Annotated in this window: 19 protein-coding genes; 12 read left to right on the top strand and 7 right to left on the bottom strand. The window is 54.4% G+C overall.

Annotation, left to right across the window (positions count from 1 at the left end; genetic code table 11):
- Nucleotides 1-19 precede the first annotated feature (19 nt).
- The 10 genes from SIB66_RS05560 (at nucleotide 20) to SIB66_RS05605 (ending at nucleotide 12,513) form a co-directional block, all read left to right on the top strand.
- The gene (locus SIB66_RS05560) at nucleotides 20-1,924 is read left to right on the top strand and encodes a DNA-directed RNA polymerase subunit gamma (RefSeq protein ID WP_063406338.1); all 1,905 of its coding nucleotides are present in this window, start codon (nucleotides 20-22) and stop codon (nucleotides 1,922-1,924) included.
- A gap of 47 nt (nucleotides 1,925-1,971) precedes the next feature.
- Nucleotides 1,972-6,096, top strand: coding sequence for a DNA-directed RNA polymerase subunit beta' (locus SIB66_RS05565; RefSeq protein WP_063406337.1), 4,125 nt, complete (start codon nucleotides 1,972-1,974; stop codon nucleotides 6,094-6,096).
- Nucleotides 6,097-6,155: 59 nt separating this feature from the next.
- Nucleotides 6,156-6,308: a high light inducible protein gene (locus tag SIB66_RS05570; protein WP_011130872.1), complete on the top strand. Its 153-nt coding sequence runs from the start codon at nucleotides 6,156-6,158 to the stop codon at nucleotides 6,306-6,308.
- Nucleotides 6,305-7,375: a 23S rRNA (adenine(2503)-C(2))-methyltransferase RlmN gene (gene rlmN / locus SIB66_RS05575; protein WP_063406336.1), complete on the top strand. Its 1,071-nt coding sequence runs from the start codon at nucleotides 6,305-6,307 to the stop codon at nucleotides 7,373-7,375. Before SIB66_RS05570 ends, rlmN begins: the two co-directional genes overlap by 4 nt.
- A gap of 42 nt (nucleotides 7,376-7,417) precedes the next feature.
- Entirely contained in the window at nucleotides 7,418-9,187 is a 1,770-nt protein-coding gene (locus tag SIB66_RS05580) for a sodium:solute symporter family protein (RefSeq protein ID WP_063406335.1), read from the top strand.
- Between the two features lie 214 nt (nucleotides 9,188-9,401).
- Nucleotides 9,402-10,193 (top strand): HEAT repeat domain-containing protein, encoded by a 792-nt coding sequence (locus SIB66_RS05585; protein WP_063406334.1) that lies wholly within the window; start codon nucleotides 9,402-9,404, stop codon nucleotides 10,191-10,193.
- A gap of 100 nt (nucleotides 10,194-10,293) precedes the next feature.
- Nucleotides 10,294-10,497, top strand: coding sequence for a DUF2997 domain-containing protein (locus tag SIB66_RS05590; RefSeq protein WP_041375041.1), 204 nt, complete (start codon nucleotides 10,294-10,296; stop codon nucleotides 10,495-10,497).
- Nucleotides 10,497-10,889 carry a DUF1257 domain-containing protein gene (locus tag SIB66_RS05595; protein ID WP_011130867.1) on the top strand — a complete coding sequence of 131 codons (393 nt, stop codon included), beginning with the start codon at nucleotides 10,497-10,499 and terminating at the stop codon, nucleotides 10,887-10,889. The genes SIB66_RS05590 and SIB66_RS05595 overlap by 1 nt, the downstream gene beginning before the upstream one ends.
- 16 nt (nucleotides 10,890-10,905) lie before the next feature.
- Complete coding sequence (locus tag SIB66_RS05600) at nucleotides 10,906-11,286, top strand: ferredoxin (protein ID WP_011130866.1); 381 nt, start codon at nucleotides 10,906-10,908, stop codon at nucleotides 11,284-11,286.
- A 6-nt stretch (nucleotides 11,287-11,292) separates the two neighbouring features.
- On the top strand, nucleotides 11,293-12,513 hold the full coding sequence (locus SIB66_RS05605; RefSeq protein ID WP_063406333.1) for an aldo/keto reductase: 1,221 nt from the start codon (nucleotides 11,293-11,295) through the stop codon (nucleotides 12,511-12,513).
- On the opposite strand, the gene rsmG is transcribed toward SIB66_RS05605, so the two are convergent.
- Nucleotides 12,510-13,253, bottom strand: a complete 744-nt coding sequence (gene rsmG / locus SIB66_RS05610) for a 16S rRNA (guanine(527)-N(7))-methyltransferase RsmG (protein ID WP_063406332.1) — start codon at nucleotides 13,251-13,253, stop codon at nucleotides 12,510-12,512. The genes SIB66_RS05605 and rsmG overlap by 4 nt on opposite strands.
- Here rsmG and SIB66_RS05615 point away from each other — a divergent pair.
- Together SIB66_RS05615 and SIB66_RS05620 are read left to right on the top strand one after the other, a co-directional pair.
- On the top strand, nucleotides 13,252-13,884 hold the full coding sequence (locus SIB66_RS05615) for a J domain-containing protein (protein WP_063406331.1): 633 nt from the start codon (nucleotides 13,252-13,254) through the stop codon (nucleotides 13,882-13,884). The two genes, rsmG and SIB66_RS05615, sit on opposite strands and share 2 nt — an antisense overlap.
- Nucleotides 13,856-14,092 carry a DUF3143 domain-containing protein gene (locus tag SIB66_RS05620; RefSeq protein ID WP_041374690.1) on the top strand — a complete coding sequence of 79 codons (237 nt, stop codon included), beginning with the start codon at nucleotides 13,856-13,858 and terminating at the stop codon, nucleotides 14,090-14,092. The genes SIB66_RS05615 and SIB66_RS05620 overlap by 29 nt, the downstream gene beginning before the upstream one ends.
- 41 nt (nucleotides 14,093-14,133) lie before the next feature.
- On the opposite strand, the gene bioA is transcribed toward SIB66_RS05620, so the two are convergent.
- From bioA to SIB66_RS05650, 6 genes are all read right to left on the bottom strand, one after another.
- Entirely contained in the window at nucleotides 14,134-15,462 is a 1,329-nt protein-coding gene (gene bioA / locus SIB66_RS05625) for an adenosylmethionine--8-amino-7-oxononanoate transaminase (RefSeq protein ID WP_063406330.1), read from the bottom strand.
- A gap of 459 nt (nucleotides 15,463-15,921) precedes the next feature.
- The gene (locus SIB66_RS05630) at nucleotides 15,922-16,077 is read right to left on the bottom strand and encodes a hypothetical protein (protein ID WP_236070234.1); all 156 of its coding nucleotides are present in this window, start codon (nucleotides 16,075-16,077) and stop codon (nucleotides 15,922-15,924) included.
- Nucleotides 16,074-16,772 (bottom strand): dethiobiotin synthase, encoded by a 699-nt coding sequence (gene bioD, locus SIB66_RS05635; RefSeq protein ID WP_236070233.1) that lies wholly within the window; start codon nucleotides 16,770-16,772, stop codon nucleotides 16,074-16,076. The genes SIB66_RS05630 and bioD overlap by 4 nt, the downstream gene beginning before the upstream one ends.
- Nucleotides 16,739-17,494: a methyltransferase domain-containing protein gene (locus tag SIB66_RS05640; RefSeq protein ID WP_063406386.1), complete on the bottom strand. Its 756-nt coding sequence runs from the start codon at nucleotides 17,492-17,494 to the stop codon at nucleotides 16,739-16,741. The genes bioD and SIB66_RS05640 overlap by 34 nt, the downstream gene beginning before the upstream one ends.
- Nucleotides 17,491-18,207, bottom strand: a complete 717-nt coding sequence (locus SIB66_RS05645) for an alpha/beta hydrolase (protein WP_063406328.1) — start codon at nucleotides 18,205-18,207, stop codon at nucleotides 17,491-17,493. Before SIB66_RS05645 ends, SIB66_RS05640 begins: the two co-directional genes overlap by 4 nt.
- Nucleotides 18,204-19,346 (bottom strand): aminotransferase class I/II-fold pyridoxal phosphate-dependent enzyme, encoded by a 1,143-nt coding sequence (locus SIB66_RS05650; protein ID WP_063406327.1) that lies wholly within the window; start codon nucleotides 19,344-19,346, stop codon nucleotides 18,204-18,206. Before SIB66_RS05650 ends, SIB66_RS05645 begins: the two co-directional genes overlap by 4 nt.
- Nucleotides 19,347-19,410 lie beyond the last annotated feature (64 nt).

A 19,410-nucleotide genomic window follows, 5' to 3' on the forward strand; every position in this document is an offset into this window, starting at 1 on the left:
AACTGTTTGCGATTCGTTCATGACTAACAGCAACCTCCGTACAGAGAACCACTTCGACTACGTCAAGATCACACTTGCTTCACCAGACCGGGTGATGGAGTGGGGTCAGCGGACACTTCCTAATGGGCAGGTAGTGGGTGAAGTGACGAAGCCGGAGACGATCAATTACCGCACCCTTAAGCCTGAGATGGACGGGCTCTTTTGCGAGAAGATCTTCGGCCCTTCAAAGGATTGGGAGTGTCATTGCGGGAAATATAAGCGGGTTCGACACCGTGGCATTGTCTGTGAGCGTTGTGGCGTAGAGGTCACTGAAAGTCGGGTTCGGCGTCATCGCATGGGCTTCATCAAGTTGGCCGCTCCTGTCTCCCACGTTTGGTATTTGAAAGGGATACCTAGTTATGTGGCGATCTTGTTAGATATGCCACTACGTGATGTTGAGCAGATTGTTTACTTCAACTGTTATGTCGTGCTCGATCCTGGCGATCATAAGGAACTCAAGTATAAGCAGTTACTTACTGAGGATGAGTGGCTAGAGATTGAAGATGAGATCTATGCGGAAGATTCCACGATTGAGAATGAGCCGATGGTTGGCATCGGTGCTGAAGCTCTAAAGCAATTGCTAGAAGATTTAGATTTGTCTGATGTGGCTGAACAGTTGCGAGAGGAAATCTCATCTAGCAAGGGTCAAAAGCGGGCCAAGTTAATTAAGCGTTTGCGTGTGATTGATAATTTCATTGCCACCAATGCAAGACCTGAGTGGATGGTGCTGGATGCGATACCAGTCATTCCCCCGGACCTTCGTCCAATGGTCCAATTGGATGGCGGACGCTTCGCTACATCCGACCTGAACGACCTTTACCGTCGGGTGATTAATCGCAATAACCGTCTTGCTCGGCTTCAGGAAATTCTGGCCCCTGAAATTATCGTCAGAAATGAGAAGCGGATGCTTCAGGAGGCAGTGGATGCTCTGATCGATAACGGTCGTCGGGGCAGAACTGTTGTTGGTGCTAACAATCGTCCGTTGAAGTCCCTCAGCGACATCATTGAGGGCAAGCAGGGTCGCTTCCGTCAGAATCTTCTTGGTAAGAGGGTTGATTACTCAGGTCGTTCCGTGATCGTGGTGGGCCCCAAGCTGAAGATGCATCAGTGCGGCTTGCCTAAAGAGATGGCGATCGAGTTGTTTCAACCGTTTGTGATCCACCGTCTGATTCGTCAGAACATTGTCAACAACATCAAGGCTGCAAAGAAGTTGATTCAGCGTGCTGATGATGAGGTCATGCAGGTGCTGCAAGAGGTCATCGAGGGGCATCCGATTCTGTTAAACCGTGCTCCAACTCTTCATCGTCTCGGTATTCAGGCTTTCGAGCCGAAGCTGGTCGATGGTCGTGCGATTCAGTTACACCCGTTGGTTTGTCCTGCTTTTAATGCCGACTTCGATGGTGACCAGATGGCCGTTCATGTGCCGCTCGCGATTGAGTCTCAAACAGAGGCACGCATGTTGATGTTGGCCAGTAACAACATCCTTTCGCCTGCCACCGGTGATCCGATCATCACTCCCTCGCAGGACATGGTGCTTGGTTCTTATTACCTCACGGCGCTCAAGCCTGGAGCTTCTGTGCCTGAGTTTGGCGATCAATCCAGAACCTATTCTGGTTTAGAGGACGTCATTCATGCGTTTGAAGATAAAAGGATCTTGCTACATGACTGGGTTTGGGTTCGTTTTAACGGTGAGGTTGAGGACGAAGATGAGATAGAAGAGCCCATTAAAGCTGAGCTGCTCAGCGATGGAACTCGCATTGAGCAGTGGACTTATCGCCGAGATCGTTTCGACGAAGACGGAGCATTGATCAGTCGCTACATCCTTACAACAGTGGGCCGCGTGGTGATGAATTACACAATTATCGATGCGGTGGCCGCCGCCTGAGTCACTCCAATACCAGCTTTCTTCCCTGACCTGATTCGCGTGTAGCCATGACCTCAACCTCCCCGAAATCCCGCAAGCCTTCGACCAAGACCACCAAGTCCAAGTCCAAGTCCAAGTCCAAGTCCAAGGCCGCGAAGGCTGCTGCGGCAAGCGCTTCGCCAGCACTGGCGAGGACCCCACCACAGTTTCGTAACCGGGTAATCGATAAGAAGGCCCTCAAGCAACTGGTGGCATGGGCTTACAAGACACACGGCACCGCTGTAACCGCTTCCATGGCGGACAATCTCAAGGACCTTGGCTTTCGCTACGCCACTCAGGCTGCTGTGTCGATTTCCGTGGAAGACCTCAAGGTGCCTGAGGCAAAGCAAGACTTGCTTTGCCAGGCGGAGGCTCAGATCACGGCCACCGAGGAGTGTTATCGCCTTGGTGAAATCACAGAGGTTGAGCGTCATACCAAGGTGATTGATACCTGGACAGAAACCAATGAGCGTTTGGTTGATGCGGTCAAGAAGAATTTCAATCAGAACGACCCGCTGAACTCGGTCTGGATGATGGCTAACTCTGGGGCTCGTGGAAACATGTCTCAGGTTCGCCAGCTTGTTGGTATGCGTGGCCTGATGGCCAATCCGCAGGGGGAGATTATTGATTTGCCGATTCGCACCAATTTCCGTGAGGGTCTAACGGTTACTGAGTACGTGATCTCCTCTTACGGCGCACGTAAGGGTCTGGTCGATACAGCGTTGCGAACAGCCGATTCCGGTTATCTCACGCGGCGTCTGGTGGATGTTGCTCAGGATGTGATCGTTCGTGAGGATGATTGCGGCACCACTAGGGGCATCATTGTGAAGGTGGAAGACGGTGGTTTCGGTAGCCGTCTTGTTGGTCGCCTCACAGCAGAGCAAGTCGTCAATGTTGACGGCGAAATTCTTGCTGAACGCAATACGGAAATCGATCCACCGCTTTCTAAGCGTTTCGAAAAGGCAGCTATCACTGAGGTCATGGTGCGCTCACCGCTTACTTGCGAGGCCAATCGTTCCGTATGTAGGAAGTGTTATGGGTGGGCATTGGCTCATAACGAATTAGCCGATCTCGGCGAAGCCGTCGGCATTATTGCTGCTCAGTCCATCGGTGAACCGGGTACGCAGCTCACCATGCGAACTTTCCATACCGGTGGTGTGTCTACCGCTGAGACTGGTGTGGTTCGCTCCACTGTTGCTGGCACAGTTGAGTTTGGTCCCAAGGCCCGTGTGCGTGGTTATCGCACACCCCATGGCCTAGAGGCTCAGCAGTCTGAAGTGGACTTCACTCTCACTGTGAAGCCTTCAGGCAAGGGTCGTGCACAGAGGATCGACATCACCACCGGATCTTTGCTGTTCGTTAGTGATGGTCAGGAGATCGAGGCGGACGTGACTGTTGTTCAGATCGCGTCTGTTGCGGTGAAAAAGAGCGTGGAGAAGGCCACTAAAGACGTAATTTGTGACCTGGCTGGTCAGGTTCGTTATGAGCAGGTTATTCAGCCCAGAGAAGTTAAAGACCGTCAGGGAAATATCACTCTGAAGGCGCAGCGTTTAGGGAGACTTTGGGTGCTTGCTGGGGATGTCTACAACCTTCCCCCCAATTCCGAGCCTGTAGTCCAGGGCAATGTCAAAGTCGAACGTGGTCAGGTGTTGGCGGAGGCCAGTCAGGCCAGCGAGTTTGGAGGTGAGGTGCGTCTGCGCGATTCGATCGGGGATTCTCGCGAGGTGCAGATCGTGACCACCTCGATGACGATGAAGGACTTCAAGCTGCTCGGAGAGTCCACTCATTCAGGGGAACTTTGGCATCTGGAGGCAAAAGACGGTACCCGTTATCGCTTAAACACCATTCCCGGAAGCAAGATTGGCAATGGTGAAGTGGTGGCTGAGTTGGCGGATGACCGCTTCCGCACTCAGACCGGTGGTCTGGTGCGCTTTGCCCCTGGTCTGGCGATCAAGAAGGCTCGCTCAGCCAAAAATGGCTTTGAGGTGAATAAGGGTGGCACCTTGCTTTGGATCCCTCAGGAGACACATGAGATCAACAAGGATATTTCCTTGTTGATGATCGAGGACGGTCAGTGGATTGAGGCCGGGACTGAGGTTGTCAAGGACATCTTCAGCCAGACGGCCGGGATCGTAACGGTGACTCAGAAGAACGACATCCTGCGCGAAATCATCGTTCGCAGTGGCAGCTTCCACCTTTGTACTGAAACCAAGGCCTTAGAGCGTTTCACAGGTGATGGCCAGATCGTGAACCCAGGCGAGACGATTGCCAAGGGGATCAATTCTGAAGCCATGGTCTTTGTGCAGACCGTGGACACACCTGAGGGGACTGGTCTGTTGCTAAGACCTATGGAGGAATACACCATCCCAAATGAGGCACAACTCCCTGAGTTGACTCATGTCAAGCAGCCGAAGGGCCCTCATCTGGGGATTAAGGCCACCCAGCGACTCGCCTTTAAGGATGGAGAGCTGATCAAATCGGTTGAGGGCGTAGAGCTACTCAAAACTCAACTCATTCTTGAGACGTTTGACACCACTCCTCAGATGACTGTGGATGTAGAGGCTGTGCGTGATAAGCGAGCTAAGACCATCGAAAGATTGCGTTTGGTGATTCTCGAGAGCATCCTTGTGCGTCGCGACACAATCTCTGATTCAAGCCATGGCTCCACTCACACCGAGTTGCAGATTGAGGACGGCCAGTCGGTTAAGGCCAGTGATGTTGTTGCGACAACTCAGATCCTTTGTAAGCAAGAGGGGATCGCCCAGTTGCCTGTTGTCCAGGAGGGTGACCCTGTGCGGCGTTTGATTGTTGAGCGTGATGAAGACACCATTACGGTGACGACCAATGGCAGTCCCCTCGTGGGGGTAGGCCAGCGATTGGTCGATGGCGACTCGCTAGCAAAAGATGAGCCGTCTAGTTGTTGCGGAGAGGTAGAGGAGGTTGATGGAAAAGCAATCACTTTGCGCCTTGGACGCCCTTACATGGTGTCTCCAGATTCTGTATTGCATGTTCGCGATGGCGATTTGGTGCAGCGGGGTGATGGTTTGGCGTTGTTGGTGTTTGAACGTCAGAAGACAGGAGACATTGTTCAGGGTTTGCCGCGGATTGAGGAGTTGCTCGAAGCTCGTCGCCCAAGGGAATCTGCTGTGCTCTGTAAGAAGCCAGGCACTGTGGAGATCAAGCAAGGAGAAGACGATGAATCAATCACTGTGACTGTGATTGAGGCAGATGATGCTATTGGCGAATACCCGATTCTTCTAGGTCGTAACGTCATGGTCAGCAATGGGCAGCAAGTCCATGCTGGAGAACTGCTCACTGATGGTCCGATTAACCCTCACGAGCTACTCGATTGCTTTTTCGAGGATTTACGTGGGCGCAAGCCGTTGATGGATGCTGCACAAGAGGCGATCGCCAAACTCCAGCACCGTTTGGTCACAGAGGTTCAGAATGTCTACAAGTCCCAGGGTGTCTCGATTGACGACAAACACATTGAGGTGATTGTGCGCCAGATGACTAGCAAGGTGCGGATTGAGGATGCTGGTGATACCACTTTGCTGCCAGGTGAGTTGATCGAATTGCGTCAGGTGGAGGACACCAATCAGGCTATGGCTATCACTGGTGGAGCCCCTTCTGAGTTCACACCTGTTCTGCTGGGAATTACTAAGGCGTCTCTGAACACCGACAGCTTCATCTCGGCGGCTTCTTTCCAAGAGACCACACGAGTGCTTACTGAAGCCGCAATCGAGGGTAAGAGCGATTGGCTACGTGGTCTTAAAGAGAATGTGATCATCGGTCGGTTGATTCCCGCCGGCACTGGCTTCAGTGGCTTCCAGGAAGAGTTGCGAGCCGAGGCGGGGCCTCATCCGGACATCCTTGCCGAGGACCCTGCTGGCTATCGCCGAATGCAGAACTTGCGTCCGGATTACACCGTGGACATGCCTGCAGCTCCTGCGGCCAGTTCGACTGCTGTGTTAGCTGACCCCAGTGACGCTGATTTGGAGGCCACACGCAGTCGTCATGGGATTGATCCAGCGGCTAGCAACTTCGCTGCTTTTGTTCGTCCTACTGGTGAGAATGAACTCGAGGAGGAACAGCTGCCAGATCCATCCGCTCTCGAGGGTCTTCAGCAGGAGGGGCTGCTCACTGAGGAGTGAGCAAATCTCTCCTGAATGTTCGTTTCTGCTTCGCAAACGCTTGATTGAGGCCTTCATCCATGCTTGAGCCCACCATCATTCCGCAACGGCGAAAGCCTCGTTATGGCTTTCACAGCCATAACGAGAAGCTCAATGGACGTATGGCGATGCTTGGCTTTATTGCCTTAATGGTGGTGGAGGCAACACTCGGGCATGGTTTGTTGATCTGGTGAGTTCTACCCATCTGCCTGGCGGCAATCAGGCGTTACTGGGTTGTAGTGCTACTGAACTAGAGGGCTGGGCTGTGGCAGAAGGCCAGCCAGCCTTCCGGGGCCGTCAGTTGCATGACTGGCTCTATGCCAAGGGAGCCAGAAGTTTTGAGGCGATCACAGTGTTGCCAAAGTCATGGCGCCTCTCGTTGCAACAGCGAGGCATCACGATTGGGCGGTTGTTGGAGGTGAACCGGGCTGTTGCGGTGGATGACACGACCAAGTTGCTGCTGGCAACGGTTGATGGCGAAACCATTGAGAGTGTAGGCATCCCAACCCAGCAACGTCTCACAGTGTGCCTATCCAGTCAGGTGGGCTGTCCAATGGCTTGTCGCTTCTGCGCTAGCGGGAAGGGAGGGCTGCAACGATCGCTGGCCACACATGAGATTGTTGATCAGGTGTTGAGCTTGCGCGAGGCGATGGATCGCCGTCCTTCCCACGTTGTCTTCATGGGTATGGGTGAGCCTTTGCTCAACATTGAAGCGGTCTTGGCGGCGATTCGTTGCCTGAATATTGATCTAGGTATTGCTCAGCGTCGTATCACTGTGAGCACCGTGGGTGTCCCCCATACGCTGCCCCAGCTGGCAGAGCTGGCGATGAAACGTCTAGGTCGCGCCCAGTTCACCCTGGCCGTGAGTCTGCATGCTCCCAATCAAGAGTTGCGTGAACGTTTGATACCTACCGCTTGCGCTTACCCCTTCGAGACTCTGCTTCAAGACTGTCGCCATTATTTGGCAGTGACTGGTCGACGGGTGACTTTTGAGTACATCCTGCTTGGAGCACTTAATGATCAGCCTCAGCATGCAGAAGAACTAGCGGATCAGGTTAGGGGCTTCCAGAGTCATGTGAATCTGATTGCCTACAACCCCATCGACGATGAGGGTTTTCAACGTCCTAATCCAGAGACGATTGAGGCCTTTCGGCGTGTATTGGAGCAGCGTGGGGTGGCAGTGAGTTTGCGTGCAAGTCGAGGGCTGGATCAGAATGCCGCCTGTGGTCAGCTCCGCCGCCAGCACGCAGCCACCGGCTGAGATGGACTAGCTGAGTCACACTGCGATCAACCGCCTAAGGATATGGCTGCCATTGATTGGATGATCCTCGTTGGTTATCTCGTCATCACTCTCGTGATTGGACTTTGGTTGTCTCGTCGCAATCGAAGTGAGGATGATTACTTTGTTGCGGGACGTCGACTCAGTGGTTGGTTGGCTGGGGCTTCGATGGCCGCAACGACATTTTCGATTGATACCCCTCTTTATGTAGCCGGTCTGGTTGGCACACGAGGATTGGCCGGCAATTGGGAATGGTGGAGCTTCGGCATGGCGCATGTCGCCATGGCAGTTGTCTTTGCTCCGCTCTGGCGACGGAGTGGGGTGCTGACCGATGCTGCATTCACCGAGCTGCGTTATGGCGGAGCGCCAGCTGCCTGGCTGCGTGGGATTAAAGCATTTTTGCTCGCACTGCCGGTGAATTGCATCGGTATCGGCTATGCCTTCCTGGCCATGCGCAAGGTCGTAGAAGCCCTGGGCATCGTGTCTGGCAGCCCTGTGGAAGTGCTTGGCGGCACCCCTGACACTGTTGTGCTGTTGGCAGTCGTGGCTGTGATGGTGCTTGTTTACACCGTTGCTGGGGGCCTCTGGGCTGTCGTGATCACCGATTTCGTGCAGTTGCTGTTGGCTCTTTTGGGAGCGGTGGCGGTGGCATGGGCCGCCGTTCATGCAGCCGGAGGGATGGACGCCATGCTCGATCAACTGAGGGGGTTAGAGCGACCTGAACTGCTGGCGATTGTGCCTTGGCAATGGAATGGTGATGGCTTTGATTGGATTGGTGGTGCCGAGATCAGTGTGGCCACATTCCTGTCTTATCTCACTGTCCAATGGTGGAGTTTCCGTCGCAGTGACGGTGGTGGTGAGTTCATTCAGCGAATGTTGGCCACGCGGGACGAGCGTCAGGCTCAACTGGCTGGCTGGGTGTTTCTGGTGGTCAACTATCTGGTGCGCAGTTGGTTGTGGGTTTTGGTTGCTCTTGCCGCTTTAGTGCTTTTGCCAGCTCAGGCCGACTGGGAACTCAGTTACCCAACCTTGGCTGTGACCTACCTACCACCAGTGGTGCTTGGTCTTGTAGTGGTCTCTCTGGTGGCGGCTTTCATGAGTACGGTCAGTACCGCAGTGAACTGGGGTGCTAGCTATCTCACCCACGATCTTTACCAGCGTTTTATAAGGCCGGATGCTGATCAGAGAGAGCTGTTGCTGGTTGGTCAATTCACCAGTGTTTTGCTGCTAGTTCTCGGGGTGATCACCGCATTAATTAGCGACAGCATCGGCACAGTGTTTCGTCTGGTGATTGCTATTGGTACCGGGCCCGGAGTGGTGCTTGTGCTGCGTTGGTTCTGGTGGCGGATCAATGCTGCTGCCGAATTGGCGGCGATGGTTTGTGGTTTTGTGGTGGGCCTTTGTACATCCGTTATGCCCTTGGTGACAATTCCTGATTACGGCACCAGGTTGATGATCACTACAGCGATTACTGCTGTGGTCTGGGTTGTAGTGATGCTGGTGACTCCGCCTGAATCGCCGCAAGTGCTCGAGCGCTTTGTGAACCAGGTGCAGCCACCAGGCCCAGGCTGGAGTCGCTTGCGTCAACGCCTGGATATAACACCGGTGGATTCCCTCGGAAGTTTGTGTTTGCGCTTCATTCTTAGTGTCGGTGTTCTGTTTGGCGGCCTGCTCGGCACTGGCGCGTTTTTGTTACATCAGCAGCTAGGCGGTTGGATCGGTTTGGTGGTCACCGTGATCTGTGTGCTGCCTTTAACCCGTGGTTGGCTGCGCAGTCGGATAGGCGTCGCATGATCTCCAACAAGGTCTTGGCTTGGGAGGCAGAATGAGCGAAAGTCTTCGCAAGCATTGAATTTCATACGTTCCACCGTGTTGCCTGCTCTGATTGTGGCTTTATTTGGGGTGGCTCTGGTGGCAGTGACTGCTCGTATCTGGTTGCCTGGGGACATGCTCGCGCCGGCTCCAATCGGGTGAGATCAGTCGGCCTAATGCCTCTACGATCAAGGTCATGAGTGAAGCTTCTAGACAGCTAGAGGAAGGTCTGGCCAACTTGGCCATTGATCCCGATGTCTTGGCCAAGGAGTTGGCGGCTGAACAGTTCGTTGATCCGCTTGACGAGATCAATCCTGATCATTCAGACGTGGCGGATGTGTGTGACGCAGGTCTTAACTGGCTGAAGCTGGGCCATGAGGAGCGTCTCCAAGGGCTAAGGGTGTTTTGTGAACATCGGGATCCCAGGGCAGTGGCTTTGCTGTTGCCCTTGTTGAAGGAGCCTTGTCCAGTGGAACGGATGAGTGCTGTTTATGCGTTAGGTCGAAATCCTTCCCCGCCAGCTTTAGAGCCCCTTTTGCAGTTGCTACAGGCAGACTGCAATGCCTATGTGCGTAAGGCAACTGCCTGGAGCCTGGGGAATTACGTCGATGCCCGCGTCCTTAAACCCCTCATTCATGTTCTCCAAAATGATGTTGCTGCGGTAAGGCTATGGGCCACCGGCTCATTGGCAGAAGCCGGCGGCACCTCTCCTGCCAATGCTGATATCGCTGCAAGTCAACTACTGATGAGTTTGCAGATCGATGGAGAACCTGTTGTGCGAAGCAACTGCATCTGGGCCCTCGGACGTCTTTACGACACGTTGGTTGAACCTCGTCGGCAGGAGTTGGTGGAGGCTTTTGTTGATTCCCTGCTCAACGATGCAGAGCTCTCGGTACGTGATGAGGCTCGCATCGCACTTGAACAATTGGAGAACTCTGAGGTGATTCAGCGGCTTCAAACTCTTGTAGATGAAGGACGCTTGACCTGAAGGCTCAGATTGGATCCTTGATTTACTTGGGTCTTGTGACAATCAACACGTCAGCTCTTGAAGATGGAGGATATTATTTGGAACCCTTCTGATGAAGTGGATGCCTCAACAGACTGTGCGATTCCGGATCCGTCAAGACGGACGTGTTGAAGAGAGTGTTGAGGGGGTTGTTGGTGAAGCCTGCCGTCTTCTCACCGAGCGGATTGAAGAATCCATTGGTGTCGTGGAACAAAGCACACCTACAGCCGAGGCGTTTCTCCGTCCACAGGATCAATCCCAGTCCATTCCAGCCGAGCTTCTTTGATGTCGCACTTCAGCACCGTTAAGACACACCTGCGCAAACGAGAGCCCCTGTTACAGGCGCTCAAGGATCTTGGTTATGTCCCCCAAGAAGGAGAGCGTTCTGTTCGCGGCTATCGCGGACAAACAGTCACAGCTGAATTGGCTGTGATCATGCCTGAAGGTGGTGATATTGGTTTCCGTTTGAATTCGACTACCGGGGCCTATGAATTGGTGACCGACCTCGACCTCTGGCGGCAATCTGTTCCGGTGGAACGTTTTCTTGCTCAGCTCACCCAGCGCTACGCCCTTAATACTGTGTTGGCATCAACAGCGCAGGAAGGCTTTGAGGTGGCAGAGCAGCGCAATACTGATGACGGCGCTATCGAACTGGTTGTCACTCGCTGGGATTCCTGATATCCAACCTTGACCATTGATTGATCCATCGGCAGCTTTTCAGGTTTCCGCCCAGCTTGATGAGCGGGCGAATGGATCGGAGCCGCTGCTTGGTGGCCAATTGCGCGAGAAGGCTGTCTGGGTTGATGAGGCTGTCTGCATAGGTTGTCGGTACTGCGCTCATGTAGCGACTAACACCTTTGTTATCGAGCCAACAATGGGTCGCTCGCGGGCTATCCGGCAGGACGGGGATAGTACGGAACGCATTCAGGAAGCCATTGCGACCTGCCCGGTGAACTGCATCAAATGGGTGCAGTTTGAGCAGCTAGATGAATTGAGAGCTCAATTAGCAGCTCTGGAATTGCTTCCTCTCGGATTTCAAAGGACTTCTCGTAAGCGGCGTAATCATGGCTCCTAAGAGTTAATGAAGGCGTCTTTGGAGCAGAGCTCTCTGCCTTGCCGCCGCTTTGGCCGCACCGGTTTATCAATGCCTGTGTTGTCTTTAGGGGGGATGCGCTTTCAGCAAAGCTGGACAGATTTGGAGGCGGATGTCATTACCTCTGAGTCGCAGCAACTGCTGCAGGACATTTTGGAGCGAGCGGTGGCCTGTGGCTTTCATCATGTGGAGACGGCACGCCATTACGGCAGCTCTGAGCGGCAGTTGGGATGGGCGCTGCGTGATGTCTTGGATCCACAGCGGCTGTTGCAGAGCAAAGTCCCTCCTCGTGAGGACCCCAAAGTCTTTGAGGCTGAGTTGGCACTCAGTTTTGAACGATTGGGATGTGAACGGTTGGATCTAGTTGCCATCCATGGCCTCAACCTTTCGGAGCATCTGGAGCAGACCTTGCGACCAGGAGGTTGCATGGATGTGTTGCGTCGTTGGCAGGGTCATGGACGCATCGGCCATGTGGGTTTTTCCACCCATGGCCCCACAGACCTAATCGTGCAGGCGATCGAGACGGATGCCTTTGATTATGTGAACCTTCACTGGTATTTCATTTTTCAAGACAATGATCCTGCACTGGATGCAGCTGCTCGTCATGACCTAGGCGTTTTCATCATTAGCCCGACAGATAAGGGTGGCCATCTTCATAGTCCCTCGTCTCAACTTCTGGAACTCTGTGCTCCACTTCATCCCATTGTTTTCAATGATCTGTTTTGCTTGCAAGACCCAAGGGTTCATACGATCAGTGTTGGCGCAGCGCGACCCAGTGATCTCGATCGGCATCTCGAGGCGGTGGATCTCTTGCAGAGTGCCGCTGAGTTGCTGCCACCAGTTCAGCAGCGACTCGTTGATGCGGCACAGTTGGCTTTAGGTGAGGCTTGGTGGACCAGTTGGCAGAGGGGCTTGCCGCCCTGGCAGGAGTCTCCAGGCGAGATCAATCTTCCGATCTTGCTTTGGCTTCATAATCTTGTAGAGGCTTGGGGAATGGAGGGTTATGCCAAAGCCCGCTACGGCTTACTTGGCAGTGGCAGCCACTGGTTCCCTGGAGCGAATGCCGAAGCACTGGATGCAGATGTGAGTGAGACGGCCCTCAGGGAGGTGTTGGTGAACAGCCCCTGGTGTGATCAGATCCCAGGCTTGCTGCGTAGGTTGCGCAACCGTCTTGGTGGTCATCCTCAGCAGCGACTGACCAGTTTTTAAGACCCGAGCGGGTTCTTGGCAGGTACACCGATTGGACGTGGAAAGGTCGCTGGGCAGGGGAGCGTTGCGCGCAGGCGTAATTGGTGACGTACCCCGCGATTGTCAGGAAGTTCGCGACGTTCCATCTTGATTAGATCGGCTTGTAGCAATCTGAGAGCCTTAGCGAGATCCTTTGCATCGTTAGGGCTCCAATGGCCACGAAATAGCAGGGCTTCACCGCTTGGCTTGAGAAGGGGGACGAGGTATTCGGCTACAACCGGCGCTGTGCTCACTGCGCGAGCCATCGCGAGATCAAATAAGCCGCGGCAGCAGTGATCCTGCCCGGTGAGTTCTGCCCGTTCGCTACGTACCGTGACGCGGGATGTTAGGCCTAGCTTTGCCGCCATTGCCTTGAGGGCAGCTGTCTTGCGGCCTACCGAATCCACCAAGGTGATCCTTGCGCCTGGTAGTGCGATGGCTAGTACCAGACCGGGAAAGCCACCGCCGCTGCCGATATCGATGCAACGACGTGGTTGTTGGGCGTTCTGCAATTCGCTCTGCAGAGGCCAGAGGCTGTCGAACACCTGCATGATCCAGTAGTCACCACCTTCGACCAGGCGGGTGAGGTTGACCCGGGCATTCCATTGGCGCAGGAGGGCTTGTAGGGCGATCATTTGCTCCAGTTGTTCACTGGAGGGATGCCATCCAAGGGCATTCCAGAGCTCCGGGCCTGGGTTGCTAAAGCAGGCCTGATTTGACATGGGCAATCAGAACATAGTTCTCTCTAGGATGGAATTGTTCACGGGGAAAGGAGATGATGTTCTGCGAGTTGCCGATCAAGTTCTGGTTTTGACTCTTGCGAAGAGCCATTACGAGCGTCTGGGAGTTGCGCGCTCTGCAGATATTGAAACCATTCATCTAGCCTTCCGCCGTCGCAGCAAGGTTCTGCATCCGGATACGGCTCCGCTTCCTGCTGAACAGGCTGCTAAGCAGTTTCAGTTGTTGTGTGAGGCCTATGAGCTTCTCACCGACCCGGTGCGGCGCCAGGCATATGACGCCAGCCTGATGGCAGAAGGGTTGTTGGCTGCGAGCTCCAGTGTTGGCACTGATGCGCTGCCTTCAATGTCTTCTAGTGCTACGAAGGGGGTTGGCGTGCGCCGTCCTCTTTCCGGGGGGGAGTGGTTTTCTCTGCTTCTTCTGGGGCTGACTTTAATGTTCAGCCTGCTGATTGGCTTTGGAGTGGCTTGGGCTCATGGACGTGAGCTGCAAGTTTTGCCTAGTTGGCTCAATAGTGAACAGACTACTGGCAGGATTTCAATCACAGGTGCCATCAATGTCGTCGTTGCCTCCCGAACAGACGCCTTTGGATCGGCATTCCCTCGTTTCTCTTGAGAGTTGGCTGCAGCGTCTAGGTGCTGAGCGCAGTTGTGAGGATCCCTGTCGATGGATTTGGCTCATGCCTGAATGGTCAGCTGAGATCGTTCTGGAGCAGGAAGAATTGAGGGTTGCCTGGGAGCAAGGTGGTCAGCGCAGTCAGTGCTGTTTCCCTTATGGTCTGCCTCGCTCCGATGTGGAGGCTGCTCTTTCAGAAGGCCCTTAAGAACGCCGGTGTTGCTTCTGTTGTCTGTTGAGCACTTGAACTCAGAGGGCTTCCAAGCCTAAATGGATGGCTGAATAGCATTGCTCAAGCTGAGCGTCATTGAGGCAGAGCGGAGGCAGCAGATAAACGACCTGACCTAGAGGCCGCAGGAAGACACCATTGTTGATGGCTTGTTGTTTGACGATTCGTCCTGCTGGATTGAGGTAGCCATGGGTTCCGTCTATCGCGAGGTCGAAGGCGGCGATGGTGCCGGTCAGTCTTGGTTGCTGCACCTTTGGATGTTCAGCTAGGGCTTCGAGATGAGGTCGATGCCTAGCCTCAAAGTTTTCGTAGCTTTCTGGGTTGGCCTCCAGTAGATCGAGGCTTGCATTTGCGGCTGCGCAACCTAGGGGATTAGCAGTGAAGCTATGACCGTGCCAGAGGGTGAGAGATGGATCATCTCCTAAGAAGGCCTCAAACACCTCTTCGCTGGCCATGGTGACGCCCATGGGCAAAAATCCCCCGGTGAGTCCTTTCGATAAAGCGATCAAATCGGGAGCAAGCCCTGCACGCTTGAAGGCGAATAGGGCTCCACAGCGTCCGAAACCAGTCAGAACCTCATCAGCAATCAGCAAGGCTCCCGCAGCACGTACGCGTTGTTCGACTCCTCGTAGAAATTCCGCTCGCACCATGGCCATGCCACCTGCCCCTTGGACTAATGGCTCCAAGATGACTGCTGCTGTTGGGGTTTGAAGGCAGCGTTCCAGTTCAGTTAGAGCAATCCGTTCACGTGTTTCAACCTCTTCATCGCCCCACCAAGTAGCGGGCCAGGGCACCCGTGCTACTGGAAACAACATCTCCTCAAAGGGGGCACTGAATAGGTTGCGCTCCCCCACTGCCATCGCCCCGAACGTGTCGCCGTGGTAGGCCCCGTTGAAAGCGATGAGTTGTTGCCTAGGCTCGCCGCGGTTGTGCCAGCACTGACAAGCGATCTTGAGCGCAACCTCAACGGCGGTAGAGCCGTTGTCGGAGAAGAACAGGCGTTGAAGGCCTGTGAAGGCACTGAGGCGCGCTGCCAGTTGTTCTGCTTGGGGATGAATGAAGTCAGCAAAGATCACCTGCTCCAGTTGCTGTGCCTGGGTTGCGATGGCAGCGGCGATGCTGGGATTGGCATGGCCATGCAGGGTGACCCACCAGCTGCTGATTGCATCAATCAGGGGAGGTGCACCATCCAGCATCAATAGAGCTCCATCCGCCGAGATGACACGTTGCGGCGGTGATGCCGATGCGATCTGAGTGAAGGGAGGCCAGAGATGGGGATGCCAGTTGTTGGCGTTTGGGGCGGCGAGTGGATCGAAGCAATCCATGATCCGATGGGATTGTGTTGCCATCTTGGATTGTGATGTTGCGGCCTGAACCGATCACGATGGCTCTTTGCAATCCTTTGGCTAGAACCATTGCTTGGCGATTGCACCACCATTTGCACTTTGAGGGTTTTGATATGGTTTGCCAGCGCTTTTAATTAAGTAATGAAATCCTTGTTGTCAAAGTGGTGATTTGAGTTGTCTTAAGCTATTGCAAGGCTTTCTAAAGCTTCTTTTTGATGGTATCTTGAAAGGTATTGGAGCCATTCTGCTTTAGATAATTATGATTTACTTTGTAGTTGATCTATTCTGTTGATTTGGTTTTATCGCTTTTAGGACACGTTTGAACATGTGCTGACTCAGCAAGAAGGAATGCTGAATTCGCTAAGGCTTGTCGTTGTCGTTGCAGAGAGTTTTGCGATTGAATTCAATTCATCCATCCCTTTGGCTTGCTTCAGTTTGTTGCATTGATGAGATGGGGCTGATTCATCGGCAGACCTCGCTTTGTCGTTCCCCTTCTGTAGCGAGGGGGCCGCAGTTGACCCAGCGCACCATGCCGACTTCTATGTCGGTGAATAGCACAAGGATTCCTCCACAGAGAAGAACAACTCCAACGGTGGCCCATGACTGACGCTTGTTCATTGAATTTGACTCCAGGATTTCAGTAGCCGTTTGAAGGTAAGGCTCAGGTCTTGCAGATGCCACTGCTCTGCGAGTGTTGCTGCCGTGAGATTGGGTAAGTGAGGCAACTGAGCGATGACTGGAACACCACCAAATTGTTCCAGGGTTTTTGGATTGTCGGGGTGGGGTGGACCATTGAGCACCAAACCTAAGACCTTCAGATTGCGTAAGCGCAGTGCTTCAAGGCTCAGCAGGGTGTGGTTGAGGGTACCCAGGCCACTGCGTGCAACGAGGATTAGCGGTAGTTGCCAACGCACGAGTTGATCGAGTTGTAGCCATTGACGGTTGAGTGGCACCATTAGGCCGCCAGCAGTTTCGATCACTACAGGACCAGATACATCAGGCAATACAAGTTGATCGGGGTTGATGCAGCAGTTCTCTTGTTCTGCGGCCCAGTGGGGTGATACTGCGGCCTGGAGGTTATAGACCTCTGGGTGCCAACGTTCGGAGGGAAGATCAAGGAGCCGACAAACCCTATTGCGGTCTCCACCGTCTTCCTCAAGGCCGCTCTGTATTGGCTTCCAGTAGGTGGCAACTAATCCTTGCACTAGCAATGCACTCACCACGGTCTTGCCGACGTTGGTGTCTGTGCCGCAGACGATTAGAGGAGTCGTTGCCTCAGTCATCGCTGGATTAAAAGCAGTTGGATCAGCCATGTGAGTTGTGCATCTCCACTGTTCTGGCAACGTGGCCAGGCTTGTTTGAGATGGCGCCAGTTGCCAACCCCCATGGTTGGGCAAGGGCTGGCCTGGGCACCAATTTGGCGCATTGGTTTCAAGAGCTGAAAGACTTCAGGACTCTGTTGGGTGAACTGGTGTAGCTGTTGATGGCGGATGTTATTGCTGGACAGCACATCAAGCAATGACGCTTGGGAGGGGAATGGCAGAGCTGTGCAGCTCACGCCTGCTGTTGCTGCTGCTTGGTGCCATTGGGGGAAGCTTCCCTGGACTGGCAGAGCCAATGCCAGCCAGCCTTCAGGAGTGAGAGCGGCCATCCATTCATGTAGTCGTTCTAAAGGGTTAATCAGCCAGTGAAGGGCAAAACTCGAGGCCAGCAAACTAGGTAGTTGGGGCCATGAGGGAACGCCCAGATTGAGATCCCACAGCAATGTTTTGCTGGAGTGGTGCTGATGTTTCAGCATCTCGGGACAGCCATCCACGCGGAGGACAGCTTGGTGGGGATTGCAGGCCTCCAGAGCATCTGCCATTAGGCCTGTACCTGAACCGAGGTCTACCCAGAACCCTGCTGGAATCGGCTGCTGAGCACACTGTCTGGCGAGCCTCCAGGCAACGGCACGTTGTAATTGCGCCTGGCTGTTGTAAGTGCTTGCAGCTTGCTCAAAGTTGCTCAACACTTGTTTTGACCAGCGATTGCTCAAGGGGCTGACTCCAGCCACTTGTGCACGCGTTCAATGAGTTCGGGTATCAGCAAGGCATGCCCCGCTTCAGGCAAGATCCAATGGCAAGGGGGGCTTTGTAGATGGTTGAGCAGGGCTTCTTTCAAGGCGATTCGTGCAGCGGGGGCCACGATTGCGTCTTGCGCCGCTTCCACCACTAGCACCCTTGCCTTGGCAGGAAGTCCTGCTGGTAAACCATCAGTTTTGATGAGTAACTCGAGATCAGCCTGCAGTTGCTTGCGGCCGTTTGCTGAGAGGCCTTGCTGGATGGGTCCCGCTGGCAAGGCGCTAACGGGCATTGGCTGGGCGGCCCTCGCCAGGAAAGTGTGGAGCATGGCGCTTTCAGTTGCTGTGCCGAGGCGTTCTTGCATGCCCTTTAGGCCAGTGCGTAGGGCACGGTTTGCTGGTCCTTTGGGCAAGAAACCCCCGAAGCTTGCCAGCAGTACCAGATCGGTGGCCTGCGCAAGCACTTCGCTGGCGAGCAGGTGTGGGCCTAAAGAATGGCCAACCACCACCCGCTTTTGTTCTGGTTGTGGTTCAGGGGCGTTATGCCATTGGGGTTGAAGCGGTGGCAGTGTTGCGTAGCCCTGTTCTTGGCTTTGCCACAACCAGCCATGGGCTTGAAAATGGCGGGCCCAGAGCTGCCAGGTGTTGCTATCGCCACACCATCCGTGCATGGCGATTACCTCTTTCATCCAGTTTCAAGGGCGCTCATCAGCCGTTCCAATGTCTCATCGGGTAGCCCCCTGCGCAGCACAAGCCGAAGGCGCGCCGTGCCTTCTGGAACAGTGGGAGGACGGATGGCCACGCTAAGGAGGCCGGCTTCCTCGAGTTGACTTTGGCGATTCAGAGCTTGTTGGTCGGAACCGATCACCAGAGAGAGGATGGGTCCATATCCAGGCGGGCGAGCCCATCCTCTAGCTGTCAATTGACCACGCCATTGCTCGGCACACTCTTGCAGTTGCTTGCCCCATTGAGGGTGAGATTGGATCAGGTTTAGGGCAGTGAGAGCTGCCGCTGCTAAAGGCGGTGCCAGTGCTGTGGTGTAACGAAAGGCGCCACTGGTTTGCAGAAGGTGATCGCCCATGGCGCAATCACCAGCCAGGAAGGCACCACCGCTACCGAATGCTTTCCCGAAGGTGCCGCTGATGATTGAAACTGGTGCAGAGAGCCCATGGCAAAGACCTCGCCCTTGAGGACCGATGACACCTAGGGCATGGGCTTCATCCACGAGCAGCCTGGCACCATGCACTTCGCAGAGTTCGGCCATTGTTGAGAGCGGTGGACTGGTCCCCTCCATGCTGAATAGGCTTTCGGTGACTACAAGCGGCCGTTGATGCGGTTGATGATGCCGGCAGAGCTTGAGGCGCCGCTCAAGGTCTGCCAGGTCATTGTGGCCATAACGCTGCAGCCTGGCGCCACTTGCTTTGACACCCATCAATAGAGAATGGTGAGCTAGGCGATCAGCCAGTACTGGGGTATTGCGGTTGGCCAGTGCGATCACTGCGGCCAGGTTTGCTTGGAACCCGCTTGGGAAAAGTAAGACCCGCTCGCGACCTAGCCAGTCGGCGAGGGCTTCTTCAAGTGCAATATGCACTGGCCGGCTACCAGTGACTAGCCTGGATCCACCTGCTCCAACACCTTCTGAATGCAAGGCCGCTCCGGCGGCTTCGATCAGATCAGGATGCCGACATAGGCCTAGGTAATCGTTGCTTGCCAGATCTAGTAGAGGTTTTGATTTCCCCTGAGGTGTCACTGGCTTGAACTCAGCTGGCCCTGGCCCTGGCCTCCAGGTGCGCAGCTGGCGGCGACGTGCTGTGGGCTGGCTTTGCATGGGTCCAGTCTGCAAGCCCTGCGCAGTTCAGGATGGCTTCTTTGGCTTGATTTTGCCTTGTTGG

It is taken from the genome of Prochlorococcus sp. MIT 1318, from assembly GCF_047304505.1.
Classification (GTDB): domain Bacteria; phylum Cyanobacteriota; class Cyanobacteriia; order PCC-6307; family Cyanobiaceae; genus Prochlorococcus; species Prochlorococcus marinus_D.

Coding starts and splice junctions, on each gene's coding strand:
- SIB66_RS05605 (WP_063406333.1), top strand. CDS start 11,293: ATGAAGGCGTCTTTGGAGCAGAGCTCTCTGCCTTGCCGCCGCTTTGGC.
- SIB66_RS05590 (WP_041375041.1), top strand. CDS start 10,294: ATGCCTCAACAGACTGTGCGATTCCGGATCCGTCAAGACGGACGTGTT.
- SIB66_RS05595 (WP_011130867.1), top strand. CDS start 10,497: ATGTCGCACTTCAGCACCGTTAAGACACACCTGCGCAAACGAGAGCCC.
- SIB66_RS05650 (WP_063406327.1), bottom strand. CDS start 19,346: ATGCAAAGCCAGCCCACAGCACGTCGCCGCCAGCTGCGCACCTGGAGG.
- rsmG (WP_063406332.1), bottom strand. CDS start 13,253: ATGTCAAATCAGGCCTGCTTTAGCAACCCAGGCCCGGAGCTCTGGAAT.
- SIB66_RS05585 (WP_063406334.1), top strand. CDS start 9,402: ATGAGTGAAGCTTCTAGACAGCTAGAGGAAGGTCTGGCCAACTTGGCC.
- SIB66_RS05565 (WP_063406337.1), top strand. CDS start 1,972: ATGACCTCAACCTCCCCGAAATCCCGCAAGCCTTCGACCAAGACCACC.
- SIB66_RS05570 (WP_011130872.1), top strand. CDS start 6,156: ATGCTTGAGCCCACCATCATTCCGCAACGGCGAAAGCCTCGTTATGGC.
- bioD (WP_236070233.1), bottom strand. CDS start 16,772: ATGGCTGATCCAACTGCTTTTAATCCAGCGATGACTGAGGCAACGACT.
- SIB66_RS05615 (WP_063406331.1), top strand. CDS start 13,252: ATGGGCAATCAGAACATAGTTCTCTCTAGGATGGAATTGTTCACGGGG.
- SIB66_RS05630 (WP_236070234.1), bottom strand. CDS start 16,077: ATGAACAAGCGTCAGTCATGGGCCACCGTTGGAGTTGTTCTTCTCTGT.
- SIB66_RS05560 (WP_063406338.1), top strand. CDS start 20: ATGACTAACAGCAACCTCCGTACAGAGAACCACTTCGACTACGTCAAG.
- SIB66_RS05645 (WP_063406328.1), bottom strand. CDS start 18,207: ATGAAAGAGGTAATCGCCATGCACGGATGGTGTGGCGATAGCAACACC.
- SIB66_RS05580 (WP_063406335.1), top strand. CDS start 7,418: ATGGCTGCCATTGATTGGATGATCCTCGTTGGTTATCTCGTCATCACT.
- bioA (WP_063406330.1), bottom strand. CDS start 15,462: ATGGCAACACAATCCCATCGGATCATGGATTGCTTCGATCCACTCGCC.